This is a genomic window from Shouchella rhizosphaerae (assembly GCF_036700015.1).
Taxonomy (GTDB): domain Bacteria; phylum Bacillota; class Bacilli; order Bacillales; family Bacillaceae_D; genus Shouchella; species Shouchella rhizosphaerae.
The window spans coordinates 2,087,336-2,112,320 of sequence record NZ_CP144921.1 but is presented as its reverse complement, the minus strand read 5'-3'; the positions used below and the strand labels follow the sequence as shown (position 1 = coordinate 2,112,320).

Here is a 24,985-nt window from a genome sequence, read left to right as displayed (position 1 = left end):
ATGGCATTCGTTTTCTTGCTATTCACGTTTTTGAAATGCCCGTTCTATCTGTCCCGACTCTATTTGGGGTATCCATGTCTCTAATGCCCCTTGACCTAGAGACAAACAGTGCCGTAATGATAAGCCCTAGTCCAGCAAGAATAATTAAAAATCCGATTCCTCTCGCTTCACCTGTCCCAATTATTTTGCCAACCGTACTTGCAAGCACACCACCTTCTGCAAAGGCAGGATTAAATACATGGTCTGCAAGAAAGCCGCCAATGACAAAAGCAACAACAAATCCTACTTGTGATATTAATGAAATAAGCCCCCATGCTCTTCCTTGTTTATGATTATCAATTGATTTTCTAATGAGCACATCGATACTTGCATTCGCAAATGGCAGCGAGGCAAAGAATAAAAAACCTGAGAGAAGGATGACCGGAATGCTTGTTGTAGCACCAAAACCCGCCATTGTAACCCCAGCGACGATAAAGCTTCCTACCATGACATTGACATAGTTTTTCTTAAGGATGCCGTTGCCTATGACAATGCTGGACACCAACATTCCGCAGGCAATGATCGTAAGTAGAATGCCTGTTGTTTTTTCATCTGTAATTGCGAGGAGCAGCGGTTTGGACAGTACTTGGATCATTCCCATATAAAACATTAAGAAAGATACAAGGACAATTAATCGCAATACTCCTTTCGATTCAAGAATAATCAACCATCCTTCCTTTAAATCGTTGAAAAAATTCAATTTTTCCTTGACCCGCGGCTTTATCGCAAGTGATTTCCTTATCAAAAAAATAGCAATAACCGCTATTACGAAAGTCAGAATATCAATGATAAGCACCACTTCAATCGTAGAAAAGGCTAGAATGACCCCCGCTAAAATAGGGGAAATCAAAAACTTTGAAGACGATGCAATGCCCACCATTCCACTTGCTTTGGCATACTCTTCCTCTGTTAGGAGGTCGGTAATCGTAGCTTTATAGGCTGGATTTAACAATGCCGAAAACAAAGAACTAACCCCAATACAAACACAGATTTGCCACACTTGAATATGTCCATTGATAATAAGTACGAGCAACACAACTAGTGCAAATCCAGACACAATATCCCCTAACATCATAAGCAGCCTCCGATCAAAGCGGTCTGCAAGAACCCCCGCAGCTGGAGCTAGTAAAATCATCGGCAACAGTGCCGCCATTTCCACCATTGCCACATCCACCGCTGATTGTGTCATTAGCCACACATACACGCCAAGAGCGAATGCGGTCAATCCAGTACCAATATTAGAAATCAATTCACCCATCCAGAGGACTAAAAATTTGTTCAATCCATTTTCTATTTTTGGATTATTCATGGTTGCCTCCATCCTTGTTAGCAAACAACTGCAATACATACATGAGACTTCCGCGCTCAGCACCGAGCAACCGTTCTAGGTTGAATACAAACGCGTGTACGCGTGTTACACGCTGCTCGTCCGTCATCTCTACCATATCGTCATCGAAAACGGTATTAAGATAGATTACAACCATTTCCATGCATTCATACGGGAATGGCGTGTTAAACAAGCCTAGTTCGATGCCCTCGCGGATGATTTCCGTCAATATTTGCGGCACGTTGGAAATAATGACCTTTTCAATTTTCTGATGCATAAGCGCGTTTTGCGGCTTATGAATATGGTCCTTTATTTCTTGGCCGCTTCCGCCACTTACGTTTAAAGCCATGACGACGCCAATGATACGTTCGCTAATAGATATGCTCTTATCAGCAGCAATTTCCCGTGCCGCGCTTAAAATACGAGTACTATAACGCTCAATCAGCGCGTCCATAATCGCCTCTTTCGAGTTGAAATGATAATAGAGCGTTCCTCGTGCGATTCCGACTTTTTCAAGAATGTCTTTTGTGCTTGTACCTTCAAAGCCCTTCTCTCCAAAAAGCTCATCCGCGGCGACAAGAATTTCGTTTTTGCGTTCTTCCGCTTCTTTTACAACTCTCATGACTACATCTCCTCTTTATAGACCGACTGCCTGTCGGTAATAGAATAACATAAGATTTTGAGATGTCAAGATGTCGTACTGAGTCCCTCCATGCCTTTCACATGGAAGCAAGGACGTATGAAAGGCAGAGCCATAAAAAATGGGTTATCAGGATCAGTACGACATCCTATGTTTTCACATTCGGAAATTTTAACGACAACGTAAAACCCGAGCCAGGCTCTGACGTCGCCTCCAACTGAATCGCTAAATCATCAGCCATCTTGCTCACTAAAAAAAGCCCCATCCCTGTTGCTTGCCTTGTGTAAGCCCCTCGCCCTCCAGTAAAACCTTTATCAAAAATAAACGGTAAATCTTCTCCCGAAACACCCGGTCCATTATCACAAATATGCAAAATCGTTTGGTCTCTGTTTTCGTCATACACGGTTTCAAATGTGATCAATGGATCATCCTGATGTTGTGTAACGTGTTTTGTACTATTGGCAATAACCTGTTCTATAATAAACGCTAACCCTTTGCGGTCGGAGAGAATTTCCATCTCTTCGCCTTTGAACTGGATTTGAAAACCAGATTCATCAAGGAGTGTTTGGTAATCTACAATTGTCCGTTTACAAAACGCTAGAATAGGAATCGACTCAAACAGATAATCTTTATGGGCAGCTCCAAGTCTGGCATAATATAAAATTCGCTCGACATCTCCACGCATTTGATCTCTGACATGAAGCATACGCTGTCGAACGAGGGGAGACATTTCGTCACTGCGGTTATCTAAAACCAATGTCATCAATGACAAAGGTTTTTTCATTTCATGAACCCAACCTTCAATGTAATTTTCATAATCGGCGAGCTCAAGCACTTGTTGATTTCGTTCCTCTTGGTGGGACCTTAGAACGCTTCCAATTCTGCGGATAAATGGCCAATGTGTTTTCGGAGATACCCGGCATAACATTTCTTCGTTTGCCTCATTCGGTTCTAACAAAAAATCTTCAAAGGCAGCTTCGATTCTTCTTTCCTTTCTTATAATCAGAAATACAGATACCGATATCATCGCTAACGTAAAAACAACCATTAAGCTTACTAAAACGTTAAACGTTTCAGGGTAAGCTAACCAAGCGAAAAAAATAAATAATAGATTGGTTAGCATTAACATAAAAAACCATTGCTTATGCGCATGAAAACACGCATAAATGTGTTTGATCCGATTCATCGTCTATACTCCTTCAGTCGATACCCTTGGCCCCTTACCGTTTCAATTTGGTCTTCCAAGTTTAATGGCCGCAGCGTCTTTCGCAAACGCGTGAGATTAACTTGAATGGCGTTTTCGTCTATAAATTGGTCGGTTCCCCATAAAAGCTCACTCAACGCTTTTTTTGACACAATCTCAGGACGATTCTGTACTAATGCCAATAAAATTTTTCCTTCATTCGCCGATAAGACGAGCGACTCGGATCCCTTATATAACGTATAGGTATTGGGATCAAGCGAAAAATCGCCGCCATCGACCAAGCCTGGCTGTCTCGCAAATCTTCTTAACAAGTTTTGAATGCGGGCCAATAAGCGATCACGATTGCATGGTTTCGTCAAATAATCATCCGCACCTAAATGAAAGCCATGTAACTCATCTTGTAACTTGTCTCTCGACGTCAAAATCAATATCGGTCCAATCCCTTTCGATTTTAGGCTTTTGCATAGATCAAATCCAGACTGCCCTGGTAAATTGATGTCTAACAAGACTAAGTCAGGTGCCAAAGTGGCAATTTGATGGGCAATGTCATGGAAATCTGTAACCGCTACGACATCAAATCCTTCTTTTTTCAAAATATCCATTAACTCTTCTCTCATCCATGCATCGTCTTCAACGATTGCAATCCTCGCCACTTTAGCACCTCCTCTGTACAGATACTCGTTAATCGATGTTTGGCTTCCACCGTAATTTATCGATCTCATGGTCAGCCGAACGGGCAACAGCGACTCCATAAATCGCTACAATGGCGATCACGATACAGGCAAAGGCAATCGCGATAGGATACAGGAGGGGATCGTCCTCAAAGCGAATGACCACAAATGAAATCATTGCCCTTATCCCAACAGCTGCACTTACGCATGCGAGAGACATCGGCAACAAAAAGGCCCACAACACCTGTTTATGCATCGATTTTTTCATTTGATCGCGTTTGGCGCCTAACATCGACAGGGTGACATAGCGCCCTCCAGTCTGCTTCATTTGCGTCAAAAATTGTAAAGCCAATACCGTGCAAGCAATGATTAAAAACAAGAATCCCATATACAAGACAGTATAACTCCCAGCAACGACATAGAAGAGCCGGCGCCCGAAGTTTTGCAAGTAACTTTCAAACGCGAAGCCTGAAGTTTTTAATATGTCCCTAGCCTCCATTAATGGTTTCATTAAACCTTGCTGCTCCTGCAACTTTTGCGGGATTCGGAAATTCCAATAGGACACATACGTTTCCTTATTGACTAATTGTTCAAACATCCGGTCAGTCACAATAAAGGCTGAAAAGATCTCCACGGAACGGTCCGCTACCAATCCTCTCATAGGAATCGATGGGCGTATGAACATGTCTTGATTATCAATACGCAGCAAACGTTGCCCCTCTTTTGCCGCCTTATCAAGAATCGAATCAAGTACAGGCATGCGATCAAGATTTTCCATAGGGACAAAATCCGGGTTAAAGTACAAGGCGATTTCATCTGAATCAAGGTTCAGGGGTTGTTCTCCTATCGCTGTTAAGTGTCCATTATATGACGATTCAGGAATTAGATAAGGTGTCGTTGTATCCATTTCTAACACCCCTAGCAAATTAAGGGCTTCGGGGTTCTCTGAACTAATATCGTAACTTTGCATTTCTCCAGACAAAAGTTGCTCCTTATAGTGGCTAGGCAAAGCTAGGATGAGTTGCTCTTTTAATTTAGACCAATCAACCAATGACAGTGGCATCCCATCTTCCGCGCGCTCTCCCTGATCGTTCATCTTTCCCATTTCCAACAGGTTTGAGTCTTCGACATAAGGGCGCATTTTTTCGGAAGCCAAAAATGGCTCCACTTTTTGACTCTCTCCGTTAACCGTAAAATCATATACCGAGGAATCTCGATTATACAAACTGTCTAAACTTAAAATCGTTGAAGCACCATTGGCAATCAAAATAATCGACAACGTGAGCAGAATCGATGTGACCGCAACAGCAGTTGAGCGGTTAGCAACATTCTCTTGAAACTGCCTTAATGTAAAAGTGTGCAGCCCTTTCATCGATTTACGCTTGGACAAACTTGCCCAAATGCCTAGTAGTTTTCCAAATCCCCTTATAAAAAGGATCGTTCCTAAGCTTCCAAAAAGGAGTGCCGCAAACAGAAGCAGTCCGCCAAAGTCCGCAAACCGATATAAGGCGATCCAATAGGCAACACCTAGTAAGACAGAACCTAGTCCTACATGGAGTGCGTTGCCTTTCACATGACCCATATCCGTTTTCTTATCCATTTGCTCATACAGTAATTGATGGACTTCCTGTTGAAACAATCTTCCACCAAGCATGACCAATGCGATAAACTGGATCAATAAAAAACCAAGAATCGTAAAAACAATCGCCTCTACGGACAAACTAAACTGATGGCCGATGATCCCCTGTCCAACTAACTTAGAAACGGTCAAACTAATGATTTCTGCTAAAAAGCCTCCTACTAAAAGGCCTCCAGCGAGTGCCAAAATCGAAGTCATCAGCCCCTCAGCCAAAAGCTGGACAATTAGACGCTCCTTGCGCATTCCTAACATAAGGTAGAGCCCAAACTCTTTACTTCTTCGATTTAATTGGTACCGATTAGCAAATAAAACCAAGAAGAACAATAAAAATAACGCAAACAGATAGACAATCCGCATTTCAGCTAGCAGCTTATCAATCGCATCACTCTCAAACTCCCTTAAAAATAAGATAACATCTTGTTTCCCGAGCGAAAGAATGATATAAAACGAAGCGACCGCTGTTACAAGGGTAGCAAAATAAATCGCATTTTCCTTACGGCTTCGTTTGGCATTACGAAAAACCAGCCTAGAGAACATTGGCGCTTCCTCCCCCAAGCTGAGCTAATACCTGTAAAATTCGTTCATAAAATCGTTCTTGTGACTCATCCTGTTTTCGACGCAGTTCATGAAAAATGACACCGTCTTGAATAAATAGAATTCTTGAACAGAAGCTTGCTGCATTCGGGTCATGGCTAACCATTAAAATCGTTCTTCCACTACTCCGGTTAATCCCTTCCAACTTGTTCATTAACGTTTTTGCCGAGCGTGTGTCCAAAGCCCCTGTCGGCTCATCAGCAAGGACGATATCAGGGTCAGAAATCAAACAACGAGCAGCGGCAACTCTTTGCTTTTGCCCTCCAGACATCTGCGCGGGAAATTTGTTAAGAATGTCGGTTATTTCTAAAAAACCTGCTAGCTCATTTATTTTCGCTTGTGCTTTGGCAAAATCAATTCCATGAATAGACAATGGCAATAATATGTTCTCTTGCCCCGTTAAATTATCCAGCAGTTCAAAGTCCTGAAACAAATAGCCAATACGACTGCCGCGATACGCTGCCAAATCCTTGCTGTCAAAAGCGCTAATGTTCTGCCCATTTAAAAGGACGCGCCCCGATGTCGGTTTGATAATGGTCGCAATGCAGTTTAACAACGTCGTCTTGCCAGAGCCACTCGGCCCCATGATTCCTAAAAATTCTCCAGGAAGAATATCAAACCGAACACTGTTTAAGGCTTTCGTTCTATTGTTTTTCTTTCCGTAGTGTTTTTGTAAGTCTTGCACCTCTAATAATTTCCCTTGGCTACTCATGTATAACTCTCCCTCTTTGATTCTCATTTTCCGGAATGATCATCGATCGATGAAGCTATACACATTATAACCAGCCTAAAATCAGAAAAATACTTACAGATGGTGTAAGGGACCTAGCTTTCATTACGGTGCCCTGACTTACAACGTATGGGGGCAGGATCGATACACGGAAAATCGAGTCTTGTAATTTCAGTGGAAAAACATTAACGCCTTGTCCTTCATAAAAATAAATAAAGCGTTCGGCATTTTGACCAAACACTTTACGAATGTGGACAGCGATATTGATTTCACTGAATATAAACCTAGTACTTTGATTTTCCATTAGATTTCTAGCTAATTTTACTCAGAATCACACTGGCTGCTTTGGCAGCACCGCCTGCCTCCCGAAAGCTTTTTGCCAATTTCTGTGCTTCTTTTTTATAGGTAGGATTCACAAGCACTTCAGCTACTGCTGCCGCTAAATGCTTTGGCTTATTAGAGTTAAGTTTAAATCCTGCGCCTAGCTCTGCAACCCGATCAGCTACCATTCTTTGTTCGCCATGCTGTGGAAATAAAATCAATGGAACGCCAAAATAGAGGCCCTCACTTGTGCTATTCATTCCACAATGGGTAATAAATACATCTGCTTCCTTAATACAGAGATCTGCTCCACCACGTTTTTTACTGTGAAGTTTTCAGGTATACGACCAAGAGACGAAATATCCGTTTTATCACCAACAGACATCACCACATCATAATCCGCGTTTGCAAATGCAACAAGGCAGTTTTCGTAAAAATCTTGATTTTGATTGAGTACCGTTCCAAGGGAGATATAGATTGTTTTTCTCCCTCTTATACCATCCTGTAGTGGCTCCGTTTGCCTTATGGATGGTCCGACAAACGTATAGCGTTCTGAAAAAGTATCCGCCAGAGGCTGAAAATCCTTCGACGTGTACACAATGGTGTCCGTTTCATTATCATTTTGAATTAAGGACACTACATTCTTTACTCGATAACCGTGATCGTTTAATTGCTTAATCTTTTTGTTTACCCTTCGCATGCCTACAATCATTCTCCAGATTTCTATGAAGCTCCTCTTCATCAATTTCGCTGTATGTTGATTAAAAGCAAACGAAGTAGTCGAACAAATAGAGGGTATTCCTAGTTTATCAGCAAATAATTTCCCCCACATGCACATCGAGTCGTACACAATACAGTCTGGTTGAATTTCTTTTAATTCTTTACAAACCTTTTGATCCAAGGCCATTGTTGTCTCGGCTGTCATTTCAATCAATGCTGCAAAGTCTTTACCTACTTTACTATCCAGCTCTTTTTGTGAAACTTGAGGTAAAAAATTATCACAAGCAATAAATATAGCGCCAGCTTCTTTTATTTTATGTTGAAACTCTAAAAAAGAATAATACCAAACTTGGTGCCCTTTATTTACTAATTCGCTTACCACCGGAATAGTGGGGTTCGTGTGGCCATGTGCTGGTATCGAGAAAAAAACGATTTTACTCATTCCGTTTCACCCTTCAGTTCAGCCTTTCGAATCATGTCGGCAAATTCCAGAAAGCCTTCACTTTTCAAAATAGCGATTCCCTTTGTCGCATCTTCTCCCAAGACAACCAGTTTGTCTCCTGCATGAATTTGATACATTTCTCGTGCCTGTTTCGGAATCACCATTTGTCCCCGTTCTCCCACCTTCACAACACCAAAAAACTGCTTTCCCTTAGGACGAAGCTGGTTTGCTTCTTCTTCACTCATATCTCGGGATAATTGATCAATCGTTACTTGAAATATATCACTAAGCATCTTGCATTTAAAAATATCTGGAAAAGCTTCTTCGCTTTCCCACTTTGCTACAGTCTGTCGTGAGACATTTACCTTTTCAGCCAATTGTTCCTGACTCAGTTTATGCTTTTTACGTAAAACACGTATATTGATACCAATCATTTCTTCCGTCCCCTTCTATCTCCAATCTACAGACGATTTAACGTAAAGTCTATCAACTTTACATAACAGTTGTTGTTAAAAATTGTGGCATATACGTAGCCATGTTCATACCCAAGCTATAATGGAACTAGGCGACAAGAAGCAATGAACAAAGACTGCAAGGTAGACACTAGTCTCTACAGCTTGAAAAAGAGAATTTATAGCATTGGCATAGTCAACCACTCCGTGATGTAACCCTCTATTATTTGTTTTTTATCCCAATTGTCGTTAAAAGCAGGAAAGATAAACGTTTGATAAATCGTTAGATAATAAACAGGAGCAATGACCTTCAGCCAATTATATTCCTCAATGAGATGGGGCTTAGAATCAAAGCCACTCCATTTTTCCAAATAGTCATTTAACAATGACTTAGCAACTTCTTCTGAAAAAAACTGTTCCACTTCTTTTAGGATGACCATTATACTCAGAAACGGGTGTGATAACGTACAATCAGACCAGTCATAAATAACCGGTTGGCCGTTTTGCACCATTATATTTCCACCAAAAAAGTCACCATGCTCTAAGGCGAGTGGAATATTCGATTTTTCTATCTTGTCGCATATATTTATGATGGTTGGGATACTCGTGTTCAACTTTTGATAGGTCTCCCTCGAAATATGATGGCTCTCATATAAATCATCGAATGAACACTTTACATACGATTTAATTACCTTTGCTACAGGCCTAACTGGACAATTTCGTTTTTTCAATTCGTCAATATGTCGAGTAGATTGCTTTTGCATAACTGCTAACTGTTCAATCGCTTGTCTCCAGTAAGCGATTTTTCCGGTCTGGCCAAGTAAAGAACCTTGTATTTCTCGCATGATATACCAGTTTTTGTTCGGTTCGACTTGTACAATTTCAGGTACGTACAAAGGATAATGTTGAAATAAGTAATCGCTCAATAAAGGTTCATGATTAAATACATCCGGTACTGCTTTAAAATAGTAGTTCTGTGTATCTGAAATGATTCGAAACAAAGCCGACCTTTCCCAGCTTCTAATTTGTGCAAATGTTAAAGAACTGTTTGACAAAACATTGGCTGCCCATCTCTCCATTTGGTTTCTCCATCCTACATGAAACCATGGAATGCCAACTGACCTTTGAGTGTCTATCCAACTTTTCAGTATCGTTTGGTCATCACTATTCAATTTTTTCAAATCACTCGGTTGTGATAAAGTTAGCCATACGTGATTAGCAAATTGGACGCTTTCTTCTTCCAGAATCTCTACTTCATATATTCGTATATTCTCGAGTTGACGACAGCACCTTAGTACAGTCGTTTTCAGCTGAAAATGCTCTTTTACAAATTCATTTATATGTCCTACTATTGCCACATGAGCCAATTCAGGTTGGTAAGAAGGTAGGGAGAATTCATTTTTGTCATAAGTAAGCATTAATTTATTCTTAAGTTTCGAATATACAATTAGCTTATATACCCAATGGCTACCCATAACTCTCACCTTTTCACATGAGTCATCGCTCTAAATTATGCCATTCTATGCTTTATGCCTAGTTAGCGAAAACGCGTCCCGATTAAAAGGAAGGGGGGCTGGGCTGTAGAAACTGAAACATAGAGATGGGGAACCTCTCCTCAATTGGATGTTATGCGAATCAAACTTCATAAGTTCTCCATAGAGGATTCCTGTATAATCACATTAACACATTCAGCAAGCCTATTGTATTACAGGAATTCCATGATATCCTAAAAAGGAATGCTTAACTACTAACGTTATCTTCTTTTTCTAGACAGAGATACAATTCTATCTTAGCAACAATGTGGACGAGAGCTTCTGTCCTTACAAAGTCAGGTGGTGCTTACGATGTTACAACGAACACTTGGACTTAATTGCATTAATACGAATGGGGAAGGAGCTAACTAAATGCCTTGGAATACAATGATGTTGTTTGGTACGTTCATAGCGGTTCCTTTAATTATGGTCATCATTGTTTTAACTATTTATAAAGGAGCTAAGAAAAAGGAATCGAATTAACGAAGTAACGAATAGAAGCGGCTATATGCTGCTTCTATTTTTGCGGCAATGTATGTGTTGTTCATGCTAAGCGATTTATATCAAAAGGTAGAGTGATCAGTCAAAATACCGATCTATACCATCATTAAAAGATCATTTGCCAGATTGCCAAATTGCCTCACATCGCTTAAATAATCGTATCCGCGCGGATTGCTTAACTGATTATACATTCTTACTACCACTGCATTGTATTTCGGGACTACTAAACAAGCGCACCCGGTAATGCCAAGTATTTGATAAGAACAACTTGGTAAGCGTTCCCCTATTTGATTTAGAGGGGTGTCACTTTGTAACCACCATATAAAACCATTTCGTGGTAGATGAGCAGGAACGGTATTAGGAGTTTGAAGTGTTGTTATTCGTTCAAACACGCTTTTCGGTAACACTTGTTTGCCGCCTAAACAGCCTTTTGTGAGATGGATATATCCCCACATCGCCAAGTCGCGTGCGCTAATGAATAAATTGCTCTGGTCTCCTTCATCACTACTATTTGGTCCAACCCACGTATCTTTATCCTTATAGTAATTGTAAATAAGGTTTTCATGATACTCGGTTCTCCAACCTGTTTCTATAAGTTGAAAAACATCAAATACGTTATTTCTCATAAAAGTGCTCAAATGTTGGCCTGACAAATGATGAACAAGTTTAATAAGCATACTGATACCAGGACTTCTGTACGCCCAGTTTGCACCAGCTGGGAATTCCCTTACAAACCTACCTCGTTCCTCCATTAATCCGTGGGTATGTGTAAGTAGATGGCGCAAGGTTACCCCATTTGCAATCTTTTTATATTCGTGTAGATATGTCCCAATTTCGTCATTAATGCTCCTAATTCGTCCTTGCTCAATTAACAAACTTATCGCTAGAGCGAGATATGTTTTACGGATTGAACCAACGTTAAATTGGGTTTTTTCATCCACGGGGCGTGAATTTTCAGGATAATCATGCCTACCTGAATACCACTCATTTACGATGCTATTATCTTTTATAATGTATGTTGCTGCTGCTGTTGCCCTGACCGTCAATTGGATTTTATACACATAATCATTAAGAGTTTGGAAATGGTTGTTTTCTATTCGTTTCATGTCCTATTCCCCGACAGTATGTTGTCCAATCACATCTGAAAGGAACGTATAAATATTTGGAGGGTATTCAGCAATACGATGAACGACATACAAATACCACTCGCTACCATATGTTACATACACTTTAGCCTGAATGCCATCCTCTTTTAAAGATCTTAATAAGTCAGGTCGTACACCATCCAACATCTCTACTTCAACATTTGGCCTGTAAAGAATCCCTTTCGCTTTTAATTCCGTCAATAGATTTTCATCATGTGTTGCAATAGATAATGGTTGATTCCGCTCTACACACATAGATACAAATTCTATATACCGTTTATTTAATTCTTCCGATCTTGGAATATAGATGCCTTCAGGCTCTTGATAAGCGCCCTTTACTAAACGGATTCTACCTGGAGCCTTCAATAGATCGTTTAGGTCCATCGATGAACGTTCCAAATGAACTTGTAAGGTTATTCCAACATTTGAGAATGACTTTGCTATCCGTTTGTATAGTGATAAAATGGTATCTGTTTTTTGCGATTCTTCCATACTTATCATTAGTTGAATATTATGTTGATGTGCTACTTTTGCTAATTCTTCTAAATTCGTAAATGCCACTGAGTCAGAAATCATCATTCCAATATGGGAAAGATCAAATGACACGGTAGCTTTCATTTGCTTATGCCCGAGGTCTTTGATTAGTTCTATGAATTCATTTTTGGCATCCATGCATTCTTCTTCAGAAGTTGTATTTTCGCCAATAAATTCTAGTGAAACCTGGTATCCTTTGTTATATAGCTTTATAACACGTTCTATCCCTTCCCTGCGTGTCTCCCCAGCTACAAATCGGTTCGCACCTTTCATTAAAATCGGGAAAAGCTCTTTGGAATTTTGAATATATGCTTTGAGTTCCTGATTTCTAGCAATCGATTTTAAAGCTTTAGAAAAGCGAGCTTCTTCATTAATCATAAGATCATCACATCCACATTTGATTTAGAATGAAAACGTCCATACGGAAGCTATTTACGATTCTGGATAAAAATATCCCTGTATTGCCCAGGTGTTAATCCAATAAAATCCATAAAAAACTTACTAAAGTGACTTTGGTCTACAAAACCTGTCTCGATTGCTGCATCAAGTGGTTTTAAACCCTTTTCCAACCGTTTCTTTGCTTCACTAATACGTACGGTTTGTAAGTAACGATACGGGGTAATCCCTCGAATTCGCGTAAATGAGCGTAACAAAGAATATTTGTTCATGTTCGCTATTTTTGCTAAATGGTCTAACGTAATTTGTTCTGCATAATGGACTTCTAGGTAACGACAGACCTGTTCAATTTCTTGCTTAATCGCTATCGATTCAGTATCTGTGTTCGCTTCGGTATATTCTTCAATAAGTTGCTGAATCAAGAAATAAAACGTTTCTTCTTTCTCCAAATCTATAACTTCATCCATAATCATCTGGTGAAGATGATGCAATAATTGAGCTTGTCCACTCCGATAAGCAACCGGAGAAGAAAAGGAAGGAAGATAATCTTGCCCTGTAATCTCTTTTGTGACTTTTCGCATGATTTCAGGCTTAATATTCAAACAGCGATAATCAAGTGTTTGGTTGTCAACGGATTCACAGGCATGATTGTCCAGAGGGTTAAAAAAGATAACATCACCGGTACCTATTAGATAGTCGCTGTTTTTACAAGATAACCGTCTTTGTCCACTCTCTATATAGCCAATTACATAATATTCATGGAAGTGGTTGGGAAACTTTTGCATGATTCCTTCAAATCGATAGGCTTCTATTTGTAAATCATGATCAAAACGTACCGTTCTTTCTTCTCGTCCCACCGAACAACCTCCTTTTCATTTCTAATACTGAGTGTAGCACATTTGGGTAAAGCGCTCTTGTAAGATATTGACTCAAAAACATCTCCTTTGTACATGTCTAGGAGTCGGAAAAATTCGATTACAATTAGAAAACAACGGTTCTTTGTTCGCCTACAAAAAACACCCCTTTGGCTAAGCATAACCAAAGGGGTGAACCTTCACGATTTTTTAAAAACCGGATTTCTCATTCAGGATAACTACAACCTTACTCCACCGTCACGCTCTTCGCTAAGTTCCGCGGTTTGTCAACGTCACAGCCTCTGTGCAGCGCGGCATAGTAGGCAATCAGCTGTGTCGGAATGACCGAGACAAGTGGCGTCAGCAATTCGTGTACGCGCGGCAAGACGACCGCATCGCCTTCTTGGTCTAAACCTTCCATCGAAATGATCGCAGTGGCTGCGCCTCGGCTTGCGACTTCTTGCACATTGCCGCGAATGCTTAAGTTGACATGCTCTTGCGTAGCGAGGGCAATGACAGGCGTTCCGTCTTCAATAAGCGCGATGGTGCCATGCTTCAGTTCGCCGCCGGCAAATCCTTCTGCTTGAATATACGAAATCTCTTTTAGCTTCAATGCGCCTTCAAGGGCCACGAAGTAATCAGCTGTGCGGCCTATAAAAAATGCATTGCGTGTTACGGATAAGTAATCGCGGGCAATTTGTTCCATTTCGTCTTTTTGGTTGCAGAGCGACTCCATTGCATTGGCAGCAATGGCTAGCTCTTGCAGCAAGTCAAAATCAAGCGTTTTTCCTGCTGCGTTGGCTACATCAACGGCAAGCAAGGCGAGAACAGCAATTTGTGCTGTGTATGCTTTCGTAGAAGCAACAGCTATTTCTGGCCCTGCAAACGTGTGCAGCGTATAATCGGCTTCACGGGAAAGCGTCGATCCTGGCACATTTGTAATCGTAAGCGTGCGGTGGCCTTGTTTTTTGACATTCACAAGCACGCCGCGGGAATCAGCCGTTTCGCCGCTTTGTGAAATAAAGACAAAGAGTGGTTTTTCAGATAAGAGCGGCATATTGTACAAAAATTCACTCGCAATATGCACTTCTGTCGGTTTGCCGGAAACACGTTCGAGCAGCTGTTTTCCAACTAGGCCAGCATGGTAGCTTGTTCCTGCTGCAACAATGTAAATCCGGTCGCTATCTTTCATTGCTGCGCGGATGTCTTCATCGAGGCGCGTGCTGCCATCTTCGTGTTGGTACTTTTGGATGATGTTGCGAATGACGAATGGTTGTTCATCAATCTCTTTTAGCATAAAGTGGGCGTATGTGCCTTTTTCAATGTCGCTTACATCAAGCTCGGCTGTGTAAGGCTTGCGCTCTTGCACATCACCGGCCAATGTTTTGATTTCAATGCGATCGCGTCTGACTATCACGAGCTCTTCATCCATGATTTCAATAAACTGATCAGTGACGGTAAGCATCGCCATTGCGTCTGAGGCAACCACATTCGCATTTTCGCCAACACCAACTAAAAGCGGGCTCTTGTTTTTTCCGACAAAAATCGTGTCTGGGTCGTCCTTATCAAGAAGAGCAATCGCATAAGAGCCCTTCATAAGCGAGAGCGCTTTGCTGACAGCTTCTTCCGTTGTAAGTCCTTCCCCAGCCAATTGTTCAATAAACTGAACAATTACCTCCGTGTCCGTATCGCTTTTTAGCTGTACATCGGCTAAATAATCGCGCTTAATTTGCTCGTAGTTTTCAATGACACCATTGTGTACGAGCGTATACCGTTCTGTGGCGCTTTGATGAGGGTGTGCGTTTAATTGGCTTGGGACGCCATGAGTCGCCCAGCGCGTATGCCCGATTCCGACTGTTGAGTGGACATTTTCATCAACAGCCTTGCGCAATGTGGCGATTCGGCCCTTTTCCTTAAACACCTCGGTATCGCTTTCTGTCCGGACTGCAATGCCAGCGGAGTCGTAGCCGCGGTATTCCAGTTTTTCCAGACCACTTAGCAAGATTTCCTTTGCATCCTCATTTCCGATGTACCCAACAATTCCACACATATTTTTCGTATCCTCCCGCAGTGGGAGCATCGACCTGCAGGGGCAGACGTGCCCCCACTCTTTGAATTTGTTGCGTGCTGCTTTTGTTTTTGTGCAACAGGTCACCCCATTGTTTTGACAAAAGCTTGCGGCTGTCACACGCAGCCGGAGGGAACCCGCCGAAAGTTCGATTAGCCCTCTCCTCGTCAACTGGCGTCATGCCAGTCCTGGCGCTTTGGTGTATGAAATTCATACAAGACTCATAATAAAGGAATGGAGAATTGCCGTCAATCGATTTCATAGGTTCTCCACAATTTTAAAATATGCACCTGTTTCATTCGGGGGAACGGTTTGTTATCGAAAAGGGCAAAACAGCCCTTGTTCTAGCGGGAATTTGGCTACATAAAAAAGGCACTGCCTCATGCGGCAATGCCTTTTTTATCAAGCTCCAAGCTGTTCTTTTACGACATCGACAATTTGGTTTGCGTACTGTTGGCACAACTCGTCGGTTTTGGCTTCGACCATCACACGCACAAGTGGTTCGGTGCCAGATGGGCGTACAAGGATCCGTCCCTCTCCAGCCATTGCCTCTTCCACACGTTTGATTTCTTGTTGGACGAGGGCATTGTTTTTAGCTGCATCTTTATCCGTAACGCGGACGTTGATTAAGCATTGCGGAAATGTTTTCATGCCTGCCGCCAGTTCGGACAAAGGCTTCCCTGTTTGTTTCATAATGTTTAATAGCTGCACGCCTGTAAGCAAGCCATCGCCTGTCGTGTTGTAGTCAAGGAAAATAATGTGGCCAGACTGTTCGCCGCCAAGGTTGTAATTTCCTTTACGCATTTCCTCCATCACATAACGGTCGCCTACAGCCGTTTGCTTCGTCTCGATCTGTTTCTCCTCGAGTGCTTTGTAAAAACCGAGATTGCTCATTACAGTAGTGACAATCGTATTGTTGTTCAGGCGCCCTTGTTCTTTCAAGTAGGAAGCGATAATATACATAATCTTGTCGCCGTCCACAATTTCGCCCTTTTCATCGACTGCGATCAAACGATCGGCATCGCCGTCAAACGCCAGGCCGACATCTGCCTGTTTTTCCACAACTAGCTTTGCCAGCTCTTCAGGATGGGTCGAGCCGCAGCATGCATTAATATTGGTTCCGTTTGGCGAAGAGCCCATCGACGATATATCAGCATCAAGATCAGCCAGTACGTGCGTAGCTAACGATGAGGCAGCACCGTTGGCACAGTCAATGGCGACGTGGATTCCTTCAAAACCGCCTTCAACCGTTTGTTTTAAAAACTGCATGTATTTCTGAGAGCCCTCAAAATAGTCATTTAACTGGCCGACATCGCCACCAATCGGACGAGGCATCGTATCTTCGCCATCAATGAGTGCTTCTATTTCCTCTTCTTGTGAATCAAGCAGCTTAAATCCGTCAGAACCGAAAAATTTAATGCCATTGTCTTCAACCGGATTATGAGAAGCAGAAATCATAATTCCCGCAGTTGCGCTTAGTTGTTTGGTCAGGAACGCAACGCCAGGGGTTGAAATGACCCCAAGGCGCATAACTTCGGCGCCAATGGAAAGCAAACCTGCCACTAAGGAAGCCTCAAGCATTTCTCCAGAAATACGCGTATCCCGGCCAATCAACACCTTAGGTTGCGCTGCCTCTTTTGTTAGCACATAACCGCCAGCGCGCCCTAACTTAAACGCGAGTTCAGGCGTAAGCTCTGAATTGGCTACCCCCCTGACGCCATCTGTCCCAAAATATTTACCCATGATTGATCGCTCCTTCTTTATGCGTTCTCATTGCTTTCACTCTTCGAATTGCAACATCGCCTCGTCGTCTAGTTCGAAGCGGATATGCGGCGGTCCACTTACCGATATAGGAAGCGACTGTTCTCCTTTATAGGAACCACTCGCATCCACCTGCAATTGTATATCGTTCATGCTCAAACGATCTAGCCTGGCTTTAGTCCCAAATGCTGTTACTGGGACTGTCGATGGCTGGTCTGCTGCGAAACGGACAGTGCCCTCTGCACCGACAATTTCAATCGGCACGTCGGAAAACGCTTGCCTTTCTTCCTTTCCGACACTAAAGTGGACACGGACTTCTTTCGGTTCAATTCGTTCGGCATCCGTTGGTGTTTTCAGTTTTGCCGTTACCTCGCCGTTTTCTTCAACTTTGCTTAAGTCAACTGGCTCGCTCTCTACGAACTCAATATCTTCCAGGACATCCGTCGGCCCATAAACGGTTACTTCATTTGGTTCAATCGTCACTTCATCAATGCTAATTCCGTCCGGCAACTCATTCTCCTTTACCATTTTCACTGGCACAAGTTTATTCGGGCTCGTGATTGGCACTGTCACCGAAACGAAATTAGGGTTTGATTCAATCTCCAGTTCTTGCCCTGACTCATCGTAAAAATGGACAGGGTAGTCATCTTCAACCGTTTCTTTGACCCCTTCAAGATCTACAAACACTTTGGCCTCTTCAATTTGGTCAATCGTGTCTCCATCTGCGGTCACTTCCACATTCACTGGGTTGGCGATTGGTGAACCGGCAGCAAACTCGTCTCCTAGTTCACTTTCATTCTCAAGCTCCACGCGTACCGGGATCGAGACCGTTTGTTTTTCTTTTAAAGTGATGCGCACTACTTGAGGCTGCGTCGTTACTGACAAATCGCTCGGAAAATTGCGTGTGTTGACAGCTAGCACATGTTCCCCTTCAGTCGTCACATCAGTCGCGTCCACAAACACTTCTGTCGACCGGTTGCTTGTCAACTGGAATAGCGAAATCGACACTTGCGAACCTTGGAGTTGCACACTCACTGTTTCCGGTTGGTCAACTAGTTCAAAACGAGTTTCATCATAAAACACTTCAAGCGGTTGGTCTTCGATTGTATAAGGAGCGTTGGTGACTTCAGGCAAAAGAGAAGGTGTGCCAACATTATCTTGGTTGACCATAATAAATAACATCAATGCAATGAAGAAAGCTAGAATCCGCACAAACCAAATGCTATTAAACAGTTTATCCATTTTTTCTACCACCCCACTGCCAGCGGTTTTCAGAAGAAGTCGCGCGAAGCAAATTCTGCTCAAGCATCTCCCTCAACTGTTCTGCGCTTAAGTTACGGTAGAGCGTGCCGCTTTTTGATATTGATATGCCTCCCGTTTCCTCGGAGACAATCAATGTCAAACAATCGGTTACTTCACTGATCCCGAGAGCGGCCCGGTGGCGCGTCCCTAGCTCTTTTGATATGGTATTGTCTTCAGACAGAGGCAAATAACAGCCTGCGGCCAAAATTTTATCATTCTTGATGACAACGGCGCCATCGTGCAACGGTGTATTGGGGATAAAAATATTAATCAACAACTCTGAAGTAAGGACAGCCTGCATTGGAATACCCGTCTCAGCGTAATCGTTTAAGCCAGTCTCCTTTTCAATCGACACGAGCGCACCAATGCGTCGCTTCCCCATATAAGAAGTCGCTTTAACGAGGGCATCAATGGTCGTTTGCATCGAATCATTTTTAGGAGCTGAACGGCTTGTGAACAGGCGGCTTCTCCCGAGTTGTTCCAACCCCCTGCGCAATTCAGGCTGAAAGATAATAATGATCGCCAGCAATCCAAACGTAGCGGTTTGCTTGGTAATGAACTCCAATGTGCTTAACCCTAGAAAGTTGCTGACAAACCATATCATAAAAATGACAGCGATCCCTTTGACCAACTGTACTGCCCGAGTGCCGCGAATAATCATAATGAGTTTATACACAACATATGTAACAAGCAAAATGTCGACAATTTGGCCAATGTAAGCAAGCCATGGCAAATTTTCGAAGTCTATCGTAAACATGTATGCCCCTCCATGTTTAATCGTCTAGTCTTACCTTTGACAAGTCCAGCGCATCTTAAACGAAACGCAGTGCCAAACGTAACAAGTATACACCGATCCAAGCGAAATAGAAAGGGAGTTCCCGCTTTACGACAGGAACTCCATTATTTTTCATGCTTCTTCTAATTGTCGGTGGAATGTGGATCGTCTTCCCCGGCATCGAAAACAGCGACAACTTCACTAAAAAACTCTTTCATATTGTACCACGCCCAAGACAGGGCTTTGTCGACTTCTTCAATTTCCCCAGTTACTTGATTGGGCGAAGCGTAAAGCGTGTCTTTGTTGAAGCGGCTATTAATGAGAAGGACATTGCCGCGCACTTCCCCTTCGAGCACGAGCGTGCCATTTCGGACAACCAAATCACCATCAATCACTTCGCCTTCAGGCACAACGACCACGCCTGCTTCTTTATCAATCACAAACGGTCCATTCCCTGATACGGCAATTCCGTCGGTGGTATGGCTCCATGCGGAAAAAAAGGCAGCTGACATCATAATGAGGAATATCGCTGCTGCAACCAAGATGGGATGGCGTTTTGCTTTTAGCTTCCATTTTGCTGTTTTTTTCGTCTTAGGCAATTTGGCCATAACGCCGGCAGTAAACCCTTCAGGTGCCTCTATATGAGAAGAACTTTGGATAAACGCAATGGATTTCTTCAGTTCTTGCAAATGCTCTCTGCATGACGGGCACGATTGCAAATGGGCATAAAGTTCCTCTTTCTGCTCTTTCGTCGCATCTCCGTCTAAATAAATGTGTATCAATTCATCGTGAGAATGACAGGTTTTCATCTTGTCACCCCTTTACATTTATAAGTGCCGCATACGTTTACGCAGCGCTTCACGCCCCCGATGAATCCGCGTTTTAACGGTGGCAACAGGCATATCCATAATCTCGCTAATTTCTTTTAACGATAGATCCTCTAAATACTTAAGCACAATGGCCGTGCGATATTTAATGGGAAGCTGGTTAATCTCTGATTGTATCCACTCTTGAAGCTCCATTTTCACAACCTGGTCTTCAGGCAGTTCATCTGTTGCGGCAAGTTGGGATTCATAGGTCACTTCCTCCATCCCTTTTACCGCATCTTGCAAATGCATATCAGGCTTCCGCTTCCGCAAACGGTCAATTGACACATTTGTGGTAATACGGAACAACCAAGTCGAGAACTTTCGAGTGGTATCAAATTTATCTAAATTGGTATAAGCACGCAAAAACGCCTCTTGGGCGATATCTTGGGCTTCATGGACGTGGCCGACCATTCTATAGGCAACTTGGTACACTTTGTCTTTGTAGAGGTCTACCAATTCGGCGAAAGCCTGCTCATCCCCTTGTTTGATATCTGCAATTAATCGATTCGTTAACGAGTCCATTTCATCCCCTACCTAAATTAAACATACGGAACTCACTGACAGATGGTTTCGTGTAATCTAATCATAACACGAAAAAATATCTTTTTTTTAAAAAAGAAGGAATTTTGTCCTAAACCGAGTAATGTAATTTAGAAAGGGAGGGAAGGATATGGCAAATGCGCATGACATTCACCCACTGTCGCGTTCGATTGAAGACACACGGACGCAACTTAATGATTCGGCTGCTGCTTATCCGCTCAGCTCACCGCACATTGTAACAATCAGCCAGAAACTCGACGCTCTGCTAAATGAATACTCCAATCTTTCTGCAAAAAAACCGCCCAAACGCGTATAAATCGATTTTCAACATAAAAAGAGCAGCCTGTACAGGCCGCTCTTTTCTATTAGTGGAGCCTAGCGGGATCGAACCGCTGACCTCCTGCGTGCAAAGCAGGCGCTCTCCCAGCTGAGCTAAGGCCCCGATAAAAAACGGCTTTTGCCGTCACAGCTTTCGCCGTCTTTAAAGAAGTGAGCCATGAAGGACTCGAACCTTCGACCCTCTGATTAAAAGTCAGATGCTCTACCAACTGAGCTAATGGCTCTAATGGCTGGGCTAGCTGGATTCGAACCAGCGCGTCACGGAATCAAAATCCGTTGCCTTACCGCTTGGCTATAGCCCAACAAAAGAAAAATGGTGGAGGGGGACGGATTCGAACCGCCGAACCCGGAGGGAGCGGATTTACAGTCCGCCGCGTTTAGCCACTTCGCTACCCCTCCACAATAGAAAGACAATATGAACATGGTGGAGGATGACGGGATCGAACCGCCGACCCTCTGCTTGTAAGGCAGATGCTCTCCCAGCTGAGCTAATCCTCCATTTTGACTGCAGATAAGCGGCGAATTTCTTCGTCCAATTCGTGTCACTCAGTCAGTCACGTACGGTTGTACGATCCTTTCCTCGAGCACTTCTTGTCCTCGAACTTCTTGCTTCTCTTTGTCAAACAATAATGCAGATAAGCTGCAAATCTCTTCGTCTAATTCGTGATTCTCTGTCAGTCACGTACGGTTGTACGATCCTTTCCTCGAGCACTTCTTGTCCTCGAACTTCTTGCTTCTCTTTGTCAAACAATAATGCAGATAAGCGGCGAATTTCTTCGTCCAATTCGTGTCTCTCAGTCAGTCACGTACGTTTGTACGCTCCTTTCCTCGAGCACTTCTTGTCCTCGAACTTCTTGCTTTGTCAAACGTTGATGTTGAGGAGCCTCGTTTTACACTAGAGGCGTATCTATGAAAAATGGTCCGGCAGCGTTCTACTCTCGCAAGGGGAAGCCCCTAACTACCATCGACGCAAAAGAGCTTAACGACCGTGTTCGGCATGGGAACGGGTGTGACCTCTTTGCCATTGCCACCGAACTTAAAAAGGCAAGTAAAAAGCAAGGAGTTGAGAAGCCAACTTCTTGCTTTGCCTTCTACTCATAAAATGACCCGTACGGGATTCGAACCCGTGTTACCGCCGTGAAAGGGCGGTGTCTTAACCGCTTGACCAACGGGCCTCCTGACTGACAAATAATATGATAACAAACGTTTTTTTAGATTGCAACTGTTTTTTTTCAATTTATTATTGCTCTAATAGAATAGCCGAGAAGGGCTCGTTTTATTCGCTGAGGTTTTACCGTGAAAGCCCAGTTTTGTCGCCAAAATTGGATTGACGCATAAGGTATATTATTCCTAATTGTAAAGGTGGTGTACACGCATGGGTTACTATGGCGGAGGCTACGGCGGCTACGACGGCGGCTATGGCTACGGTCCAGCTGGCGGCGGTTACGGTGGCGGCTGCGGCGGCTATGGCTACGGTGGCGGTTTTGCGCTAATTGTTGTGCTTTTCATCCTTCTTATCATCATTGGCGCAGCTTACGTTAAATAATTGTGCAACCACAACGTTTAAAGAGCAGGCTAAAGGGTGCCTGTTCTTTTTCCTTCGTTGGTTCCTAATATTTCGCTGCACCAACACAAAACGATCGAATTGCAAAAGACACACTGCCCTTCCTGAAAAACATAGGCTTGCGACCGTTTGTTACTAGTGAACGACTGAGCAAAACATTTGATTAGTTTGCCATAAACACTCACAAACATAAATAGGTGCTCGGCAAAACCAATCTCTTTGACAGAGAATTTAAACACATGTATATTAAACATAGTTTTTTCATCGGTTTACAGCATTTTTACAAAAGGAGACAACTTATGCCACACATCACGAAGTTAGCGATAGCTACCTCTATTGCCACTGTATTGGCTTTAGGGGCATGCACCCATGATGCAAGCCAAAGTCCCAGTGAAGAAAATCGTTTTATTGAATACGGCATAGCAACCGACATTCGTCTACTTGACCCCCATACACAGAACATTGTCATCAATTGGCGTGTCGGTGCCAATATATACGACCGCTTAATTGAACAAGATGAAAACTTGGAGTTGCAACCGAGTTTGGCGACAGACTGGGAAATGCTCGATGAGTTAACGTGGGAATTCTCTTTAAGAGAAGACGTCGTTTTTCATGATGGAAATGTGTTTGATGCCGAGGCGGTAAAAGCAAATTTCGAACGCAATCTAGCCGATGAAACAACGTCCCCGACTGCATACTTGTTTCAAGCTGTCGAAGAAGTAGAAGTTATTGATCCGTCTACCGTCCGCTTTCATTTAAACGCTCCGTTTGCTTCATTGCCAGCGCATTTGTCACACCACGGAGCTTCTATTATAAGTCCTGAAGTGATAGCCGAGGACAACGAAGCAGTTGCTAACGGAGAAGCGCCAGGGTCCGTCGTAAGCGAAAAGCCGATTGGCACAGGTCCTTTCCAATTTGAATCTTGGACACCTGATGAAGAGCTTGTCCTGACAGCAAATGATGATTACTGGGGTGGTACCCCACAAGTAGCTGGCGTTCGTTTCACTATCATTCCAGACGCTGCTACACGTTTAGCGAATCTACAATCAGGCAATTCCGACATTATTGATGCCGTTTCGCCAAGCAGCATGCCCGAAATCGAAGGAGACCCAGACATAAATGTAATCGAAGTAGAGTCAACCTACGTTAACTTCCTTGCCTTTAACACCAATGAAGCTCCGTTTGATGACGTACGGGTACGCCAAGCTTTTGCCAAGGCGATTGATAAAAATGAAATTTTTGATGGCATCGTCAACGGCTACGGCTCTATCGCAAACAGTCCGCTTTCGCCGTTTGATTTTGGTTTTACGGAAATAGACGGCCTTTCCTTTGATCCAGATGAAGCGAAAGCTTTGCTCGCAGAAGCAGGGTATGGAGAAGGCGATCTCGATGTTACATTAACTGTCAGCACAGAAGGAGATCAAGTCAATATCGCTACATACATCCAGCATGCGTTAGCGGAAATTGGCGTCAATGTGGAAATTGAGCAAATCGAATTTGCTACATTTGTCGAGTATACAGGCGAAGGCAAAACGCAAATGTTCCTTTTAGGACGCTCTAGCCCAACAGGCGATGGTTACAACGGTTTCTTTACGATTTTGCATTCCAATAAACAAACGAGCAACCAACTTCGCTATCCTTATGCCAACCAAGATCTCGACCAACTCATCGATGCAACGTTGGCGACTGAAGATGAAGCAGAAAGAAGCGCTTATTTCAAAGAAGCCCAACAATTAGTTGCAGAGGCAGTTCCATTTCATTTCCTTTACTACCCTTCAACTTTGACTGGGGTAAGCAATGAATTAGAAGGCGTAAACGTTATTCCCACAGGAGTCGTTTTCTTAAAGGATGCTGCTTTTACAAACGATTAAGATCACTCGGATAGCTAAACATCTCTTTGTTTAGCTATCCTCCTTTATTTATTCATGTTTGATATTTTACGCTTCATTATTTTCATATTTTTCTGTTATACTAACATCGTCATGATGATCGCCTTTCCGATTGTACCTAGCTCATTACCTTTGAA

At 42.9% G+C, this 24,985-nt stretch carries 22 protein-coding genes, 6 tRNA genes and 1 rRNA gene; 3 read left to right on the top strand and 26 right to left on the bottom strand.

The features are described 5' to 3' along the window. Positions 1-22: 22 nt before the first annotated feature. The 19 genes from V5G21_RS10615 to sigW all read right to left on the bottom strand — a co-directional run bounded on the left by V5G21_RS10615 (position 23) and on the right by sigW (position 21,038). Positions 23-1,348, bottom strand: coding sequence for an MFS transporter (locus V5G21_RS10615; protein WP_338465503.1), 1,326 nt, complete (start codon positions 1,346-1,348; stop codon positions 23-25). Continuing rightward, complete coding sequence (locus tag V5G21_RS10610) at positions 1,341-1,988, bottom strand: TetR/AcrR family transcriptional regulator (protein WP_338465502.1); 648 nt, start codon at positions 1,986-1,988, stop codon at positions 1,341-1,343. The genes V5G21_RS10615 and V5G21_RS10610 overlap by 8 nt, the downstream gene beginning before the upstream one ends. 166 nt (positions 1,989-2,154) lie before the next feature. Then, a complete protein-coding gene (locus V5G21_RS10605) occupies positions 2,155-3,192 on the bottom strand; it encodes a sensor histidine kinase (RefSeq protein WP_095316738.1) in 1,038 nt (345 codons plus the stop codon). Continuing rightward, complete coding sequence (locus V5G21_RS10600; protein ID WP_094424247.1) at positions 3,189-3,863, bottom strand: response regulator transcription factor; 675 nt, start codon at positions 3,861-3,863, stop codon at positions 3,189-3,191. The genes V5G21_RS10605 and V5G21_RS10600 overlap by 4 nt, the downstream gene beginning before the upstream one ends. Before the next feature lie 28 nt (positions 3,864-3,891). Continuing rightward, positions 3,892-6,057, bottom strand: a complete 2,166-nt coding sequence (locus tag V5G21_RS10595; RefSeq protein ID WP_095316737.1) for an ABC transporter permease — start codon at positions 6,055-6,057, stop codon at positions 3,892-3,894. Further along, a complete protein-coding gene (locus V5G21_RS10590; RefSeq protein WP_095316736.1) occupies positions 6,047-6,826 on the bottom strand; it encodes an ABC transporter ATP-binding protein in 780 nt (259 codons plus the stop codon). Before V5G21_RS10590 ends, V5G21_RS10595 begins: the two co-directional genes overlap by 11 nt. Positions 6,827-7,155: 329 nt before the next feature. Next, positions 7,156-7,425, bottom strand: a complete 270-nt coding sequence (locus V5G21_RS10585) for a nucleotide disphospho-sugar-binding domain-containing protein (protein ID WP_251225727.1) — start codon at positions 7,423-7,425, stop codon at positions 7,156-7,158. Further along, positions 7,422-8,327 carry a glucosyltransferase gene (locus V5G21_RS10580; protein ID WP_257007104.1) on the bottom strand — a complete coding sequence of 302 codons (906 nt, stop codon included), beginning with the start codon at positions 8,325-8,327 and terminating at the stop codon, positions 7,422-7,424. The genes V5G21_RS10585 and V5G21_RS10580 overlap by 4 nt, the downstream gene beginning before the upstream one ends. Further along, positions 8,324-8,761, bottom strand: a complete 438-nt coding sequence (locus tag V5G21_RS10575) for a helix-turn-helix transcriptional regulator (RefSeq protein WP_011245113.1) — start codon at positions 8,759-8,761, stop codon at positions 8,324-8,326. Before V5G21_RS10575 ends, V5G21_RS10580 begins: the two co-directional genes overlap by 4 nt. Before the next feature lie 197 nt (positions 8,762-8,958). Next, a complete protein-coding gene (locus V5G21_RS10570) occupies positions 8,959-10,254 on the bottom strand; it encodes a phosphotransferase (protein WP_095316735.1) in 1,296 nt (431 codons plus the stop codon). Between the two features lie 653 nt (positions 10,255-10,907). Then, a complete protein-coding gene (locus tag V5G21_RS10565) occupies positions 10,908-11,918 on the bottom strand; it encodes a serine hydrolase domain-containing protein (protein WP_095316734.1) in 1,011 nt (336 codons plus the stop codon). A 3-nt stretch (positions 11,919-11,921) separates the two neighbouring features. After that, complete coding sequence (locus V5G21_RS10560) at positions 11,922-12,869, bottom strand: proline dehydrogenase family protein (protein ID WP_095316733.1); 948 nt, start codon at positions 12,867-12,869, stop codon at positions 11,922-11,924. A gap of 50 nt (positions 12,870-12,919) precedes the next feature. Beyond that, positions 12,920-13,744 carry an AraC family transcriptional regulator gene (locus V5G21_RS10555; RefSeq protein ID WP_035202372.1) on the bottom strand — a complete coding sequence of 275 codons (825 nt, stop codon included), beginning with the start codon at positions 13,742-13,744 and terminating at the stop codon, positions 12,920-12,922. A 244-nt stretch (positions 13,745-13,988) separates the two neighbouring features. Beyond that, positions 13,989-15,791 (bottom strand): glutamine--fructose-6-phosphate transaminase (isomerizing), encoded by a 1,803-nt coding sequence (gene glmS / locus V5G21_RS10550; protein WP_011245108.1) that lies wholly within the window; start codon positions 15,789-15,791, stop codon positions 13,989-13,991. Between the two features lie 420 nt (positions 15,792-16,211). Continuing rightward, positions 16,212-17,552, bottom strand: coding sequence for a phosphoglucosamine mutase (gene glmM, locus V5G21_RS10545; protein WP_338465501.1), 1,341 nt, complete (start codon positions 17,550-17,552; stop codon positions 16,212-16,214). A gap of 36 nt (positions 17,553-17,588) precedes the next feature. Then, entirely contained in the window at positions 17,589-18,812 is a 1,224-nt protein-coding gene (locus tag V5G21_RS10540) for a CdaR family protein (protein ID WP_011245105.1), read from the bottom strand. Next, a complete protein-coding gene (gene cdaA / locus V5G21_RS10535; protein ID WP_011245104.1) occupies positions 18,805-19,629 on the bottom strand; it encodes a diadenylate cyclase CdaA in 825 nt (274 codons plus the stop codon). The genes V5G21_RS10540 and cdaA overlap by 8 nt, the downstream gene beginning before the upstream one ends. A gap of 161 nt (positions 19,630-19,790) precedes the next feature. Then, positions 19,791-20,456: an anti-sigma factor family protein gene (locus tag V5G21_RS10530; protein WP_035202370.1), complete on the bottom strand. Its 666-nt coding sequence runs from the start codon at positions 20,454-20,456 to the stop codon at positions 19,791-19,793. 18 nt (positions 20,457-20,474) lie between these two features. After that, complete coding sequence (gene sigW / locus V5G21_RS10525) at positions 20,475-21,038, bottom strand: RNA polymerase sigma factor SigW (RefSeq protein WP_011245102.1); 564 nt, start codon at positions 21,036-21,038, stop codon at positions 20,475-20,477. A 148-nt stretch (positions 21,039-21,186) separates the two neighbouring features. Between sigW and V5G21_RS10520 the strand changes: the two genes are divergently transcribed. Next, positions 21,187-21,372 carry an aspartyl-phosphate phosphatase Spo0E family protein gene (locus tag V5G21_RS10520; RefSeq protein ID WP_035202369.1) on the top strand — a complete coding sequence of 62 codons (186 nt, stop codon included), beginning with the start codon at positions 21,187-21,189 and terminating at the stop codon, positions 21,370-21,372. A 53-nt stretch (positions 21,373-21,425) separates the two neighbouring features. On the opposite strand, the gene V5G21_RS10515 is transcribed toward V5G21_RS10520, so the two are convergent. The 7 genes from V5G21_RS10515 to V5G21_RS10485 form a co-directional block, all read right to left on the bottom strand. Continuing rightward, a tRNA-Ala gene (locus V5G21_RS10515) sits at positions 21,426-21,498 on the bottom strand. 48 nt (positions 21,499-21,546) lie between these two features. Continuing rightward, positions 21,547-21,619: transfer RNA gene (locus V5G21_RS10510), tRNA-Lys, on the bottom strand. A gap of 3 nt (positions 21,620-21,622) precedes the next feature. Next, positions 21,623-21,697 (bottom strand) — tRNA-Gln (locus tag V5G21_RS10505). 12 nt (positions 21,698-21,709) lie between these two features. Continuing rightward, positions 21,710-21,794: transfer RNA gene (locus tag V5G21_RS10500), tRNA-Tyr, on the bottom strand. 23 nt (positions 21,795-21,817) lie between these two features. After that, positions 21,818-21,893, bottom strand: a tRNA-Val gene (locus tag V5G21_RS10495). 421 nt (positions 21,894-22,314) lie between these two features. After that, positions 22,315-22,430: ribosomal RNA gene (gene rrf / locus V5G21_RS10490) — 5S ribosomal RNA — on the bottom strand. Positions 22,431-22,498: 68 nt separating this feature from the next. Continuing rightward, a tRNA-Glu gene (locus V5G21_RS10485) sits at positions 22,499-22,570 on the bottom strand. Positions 22,571-22,770: 200 nt separating this feature from the next. Here V5G21_RS10485 and V5G21_RS10480 point away from each other — a divergent pair. Together V5G21_RS10480 and V5G21_RS10475 are read left to right on the top strand one after the other, a co-directional pair. Then, positions 22,771-22,941: a YjcZ family sporulation protein gene (locus V5G21_RS10480; RefSeq protein WP_094424268.1), complete on the top strand. Its 171-nt coding sequence runs from the start codon at positions 22,771-22,773 to the stop codon at positions 22,939-22,941. Between the two features lie 317 nt (positions 22,942-23,258). After that, complete coding sequence (locus V5G21_RS10475; protein ID WP_338465500.1) at positions 23,259-24,830, top strand: glutathione ABC transporter substrate-binding protein; 1,572 nt, start codon at positions 23,259-23,261, stop codon at positions 24,828-24,830. The last annotated feature ends 155 nt before the right edge of the window (positions 24,831-24,985 follow it).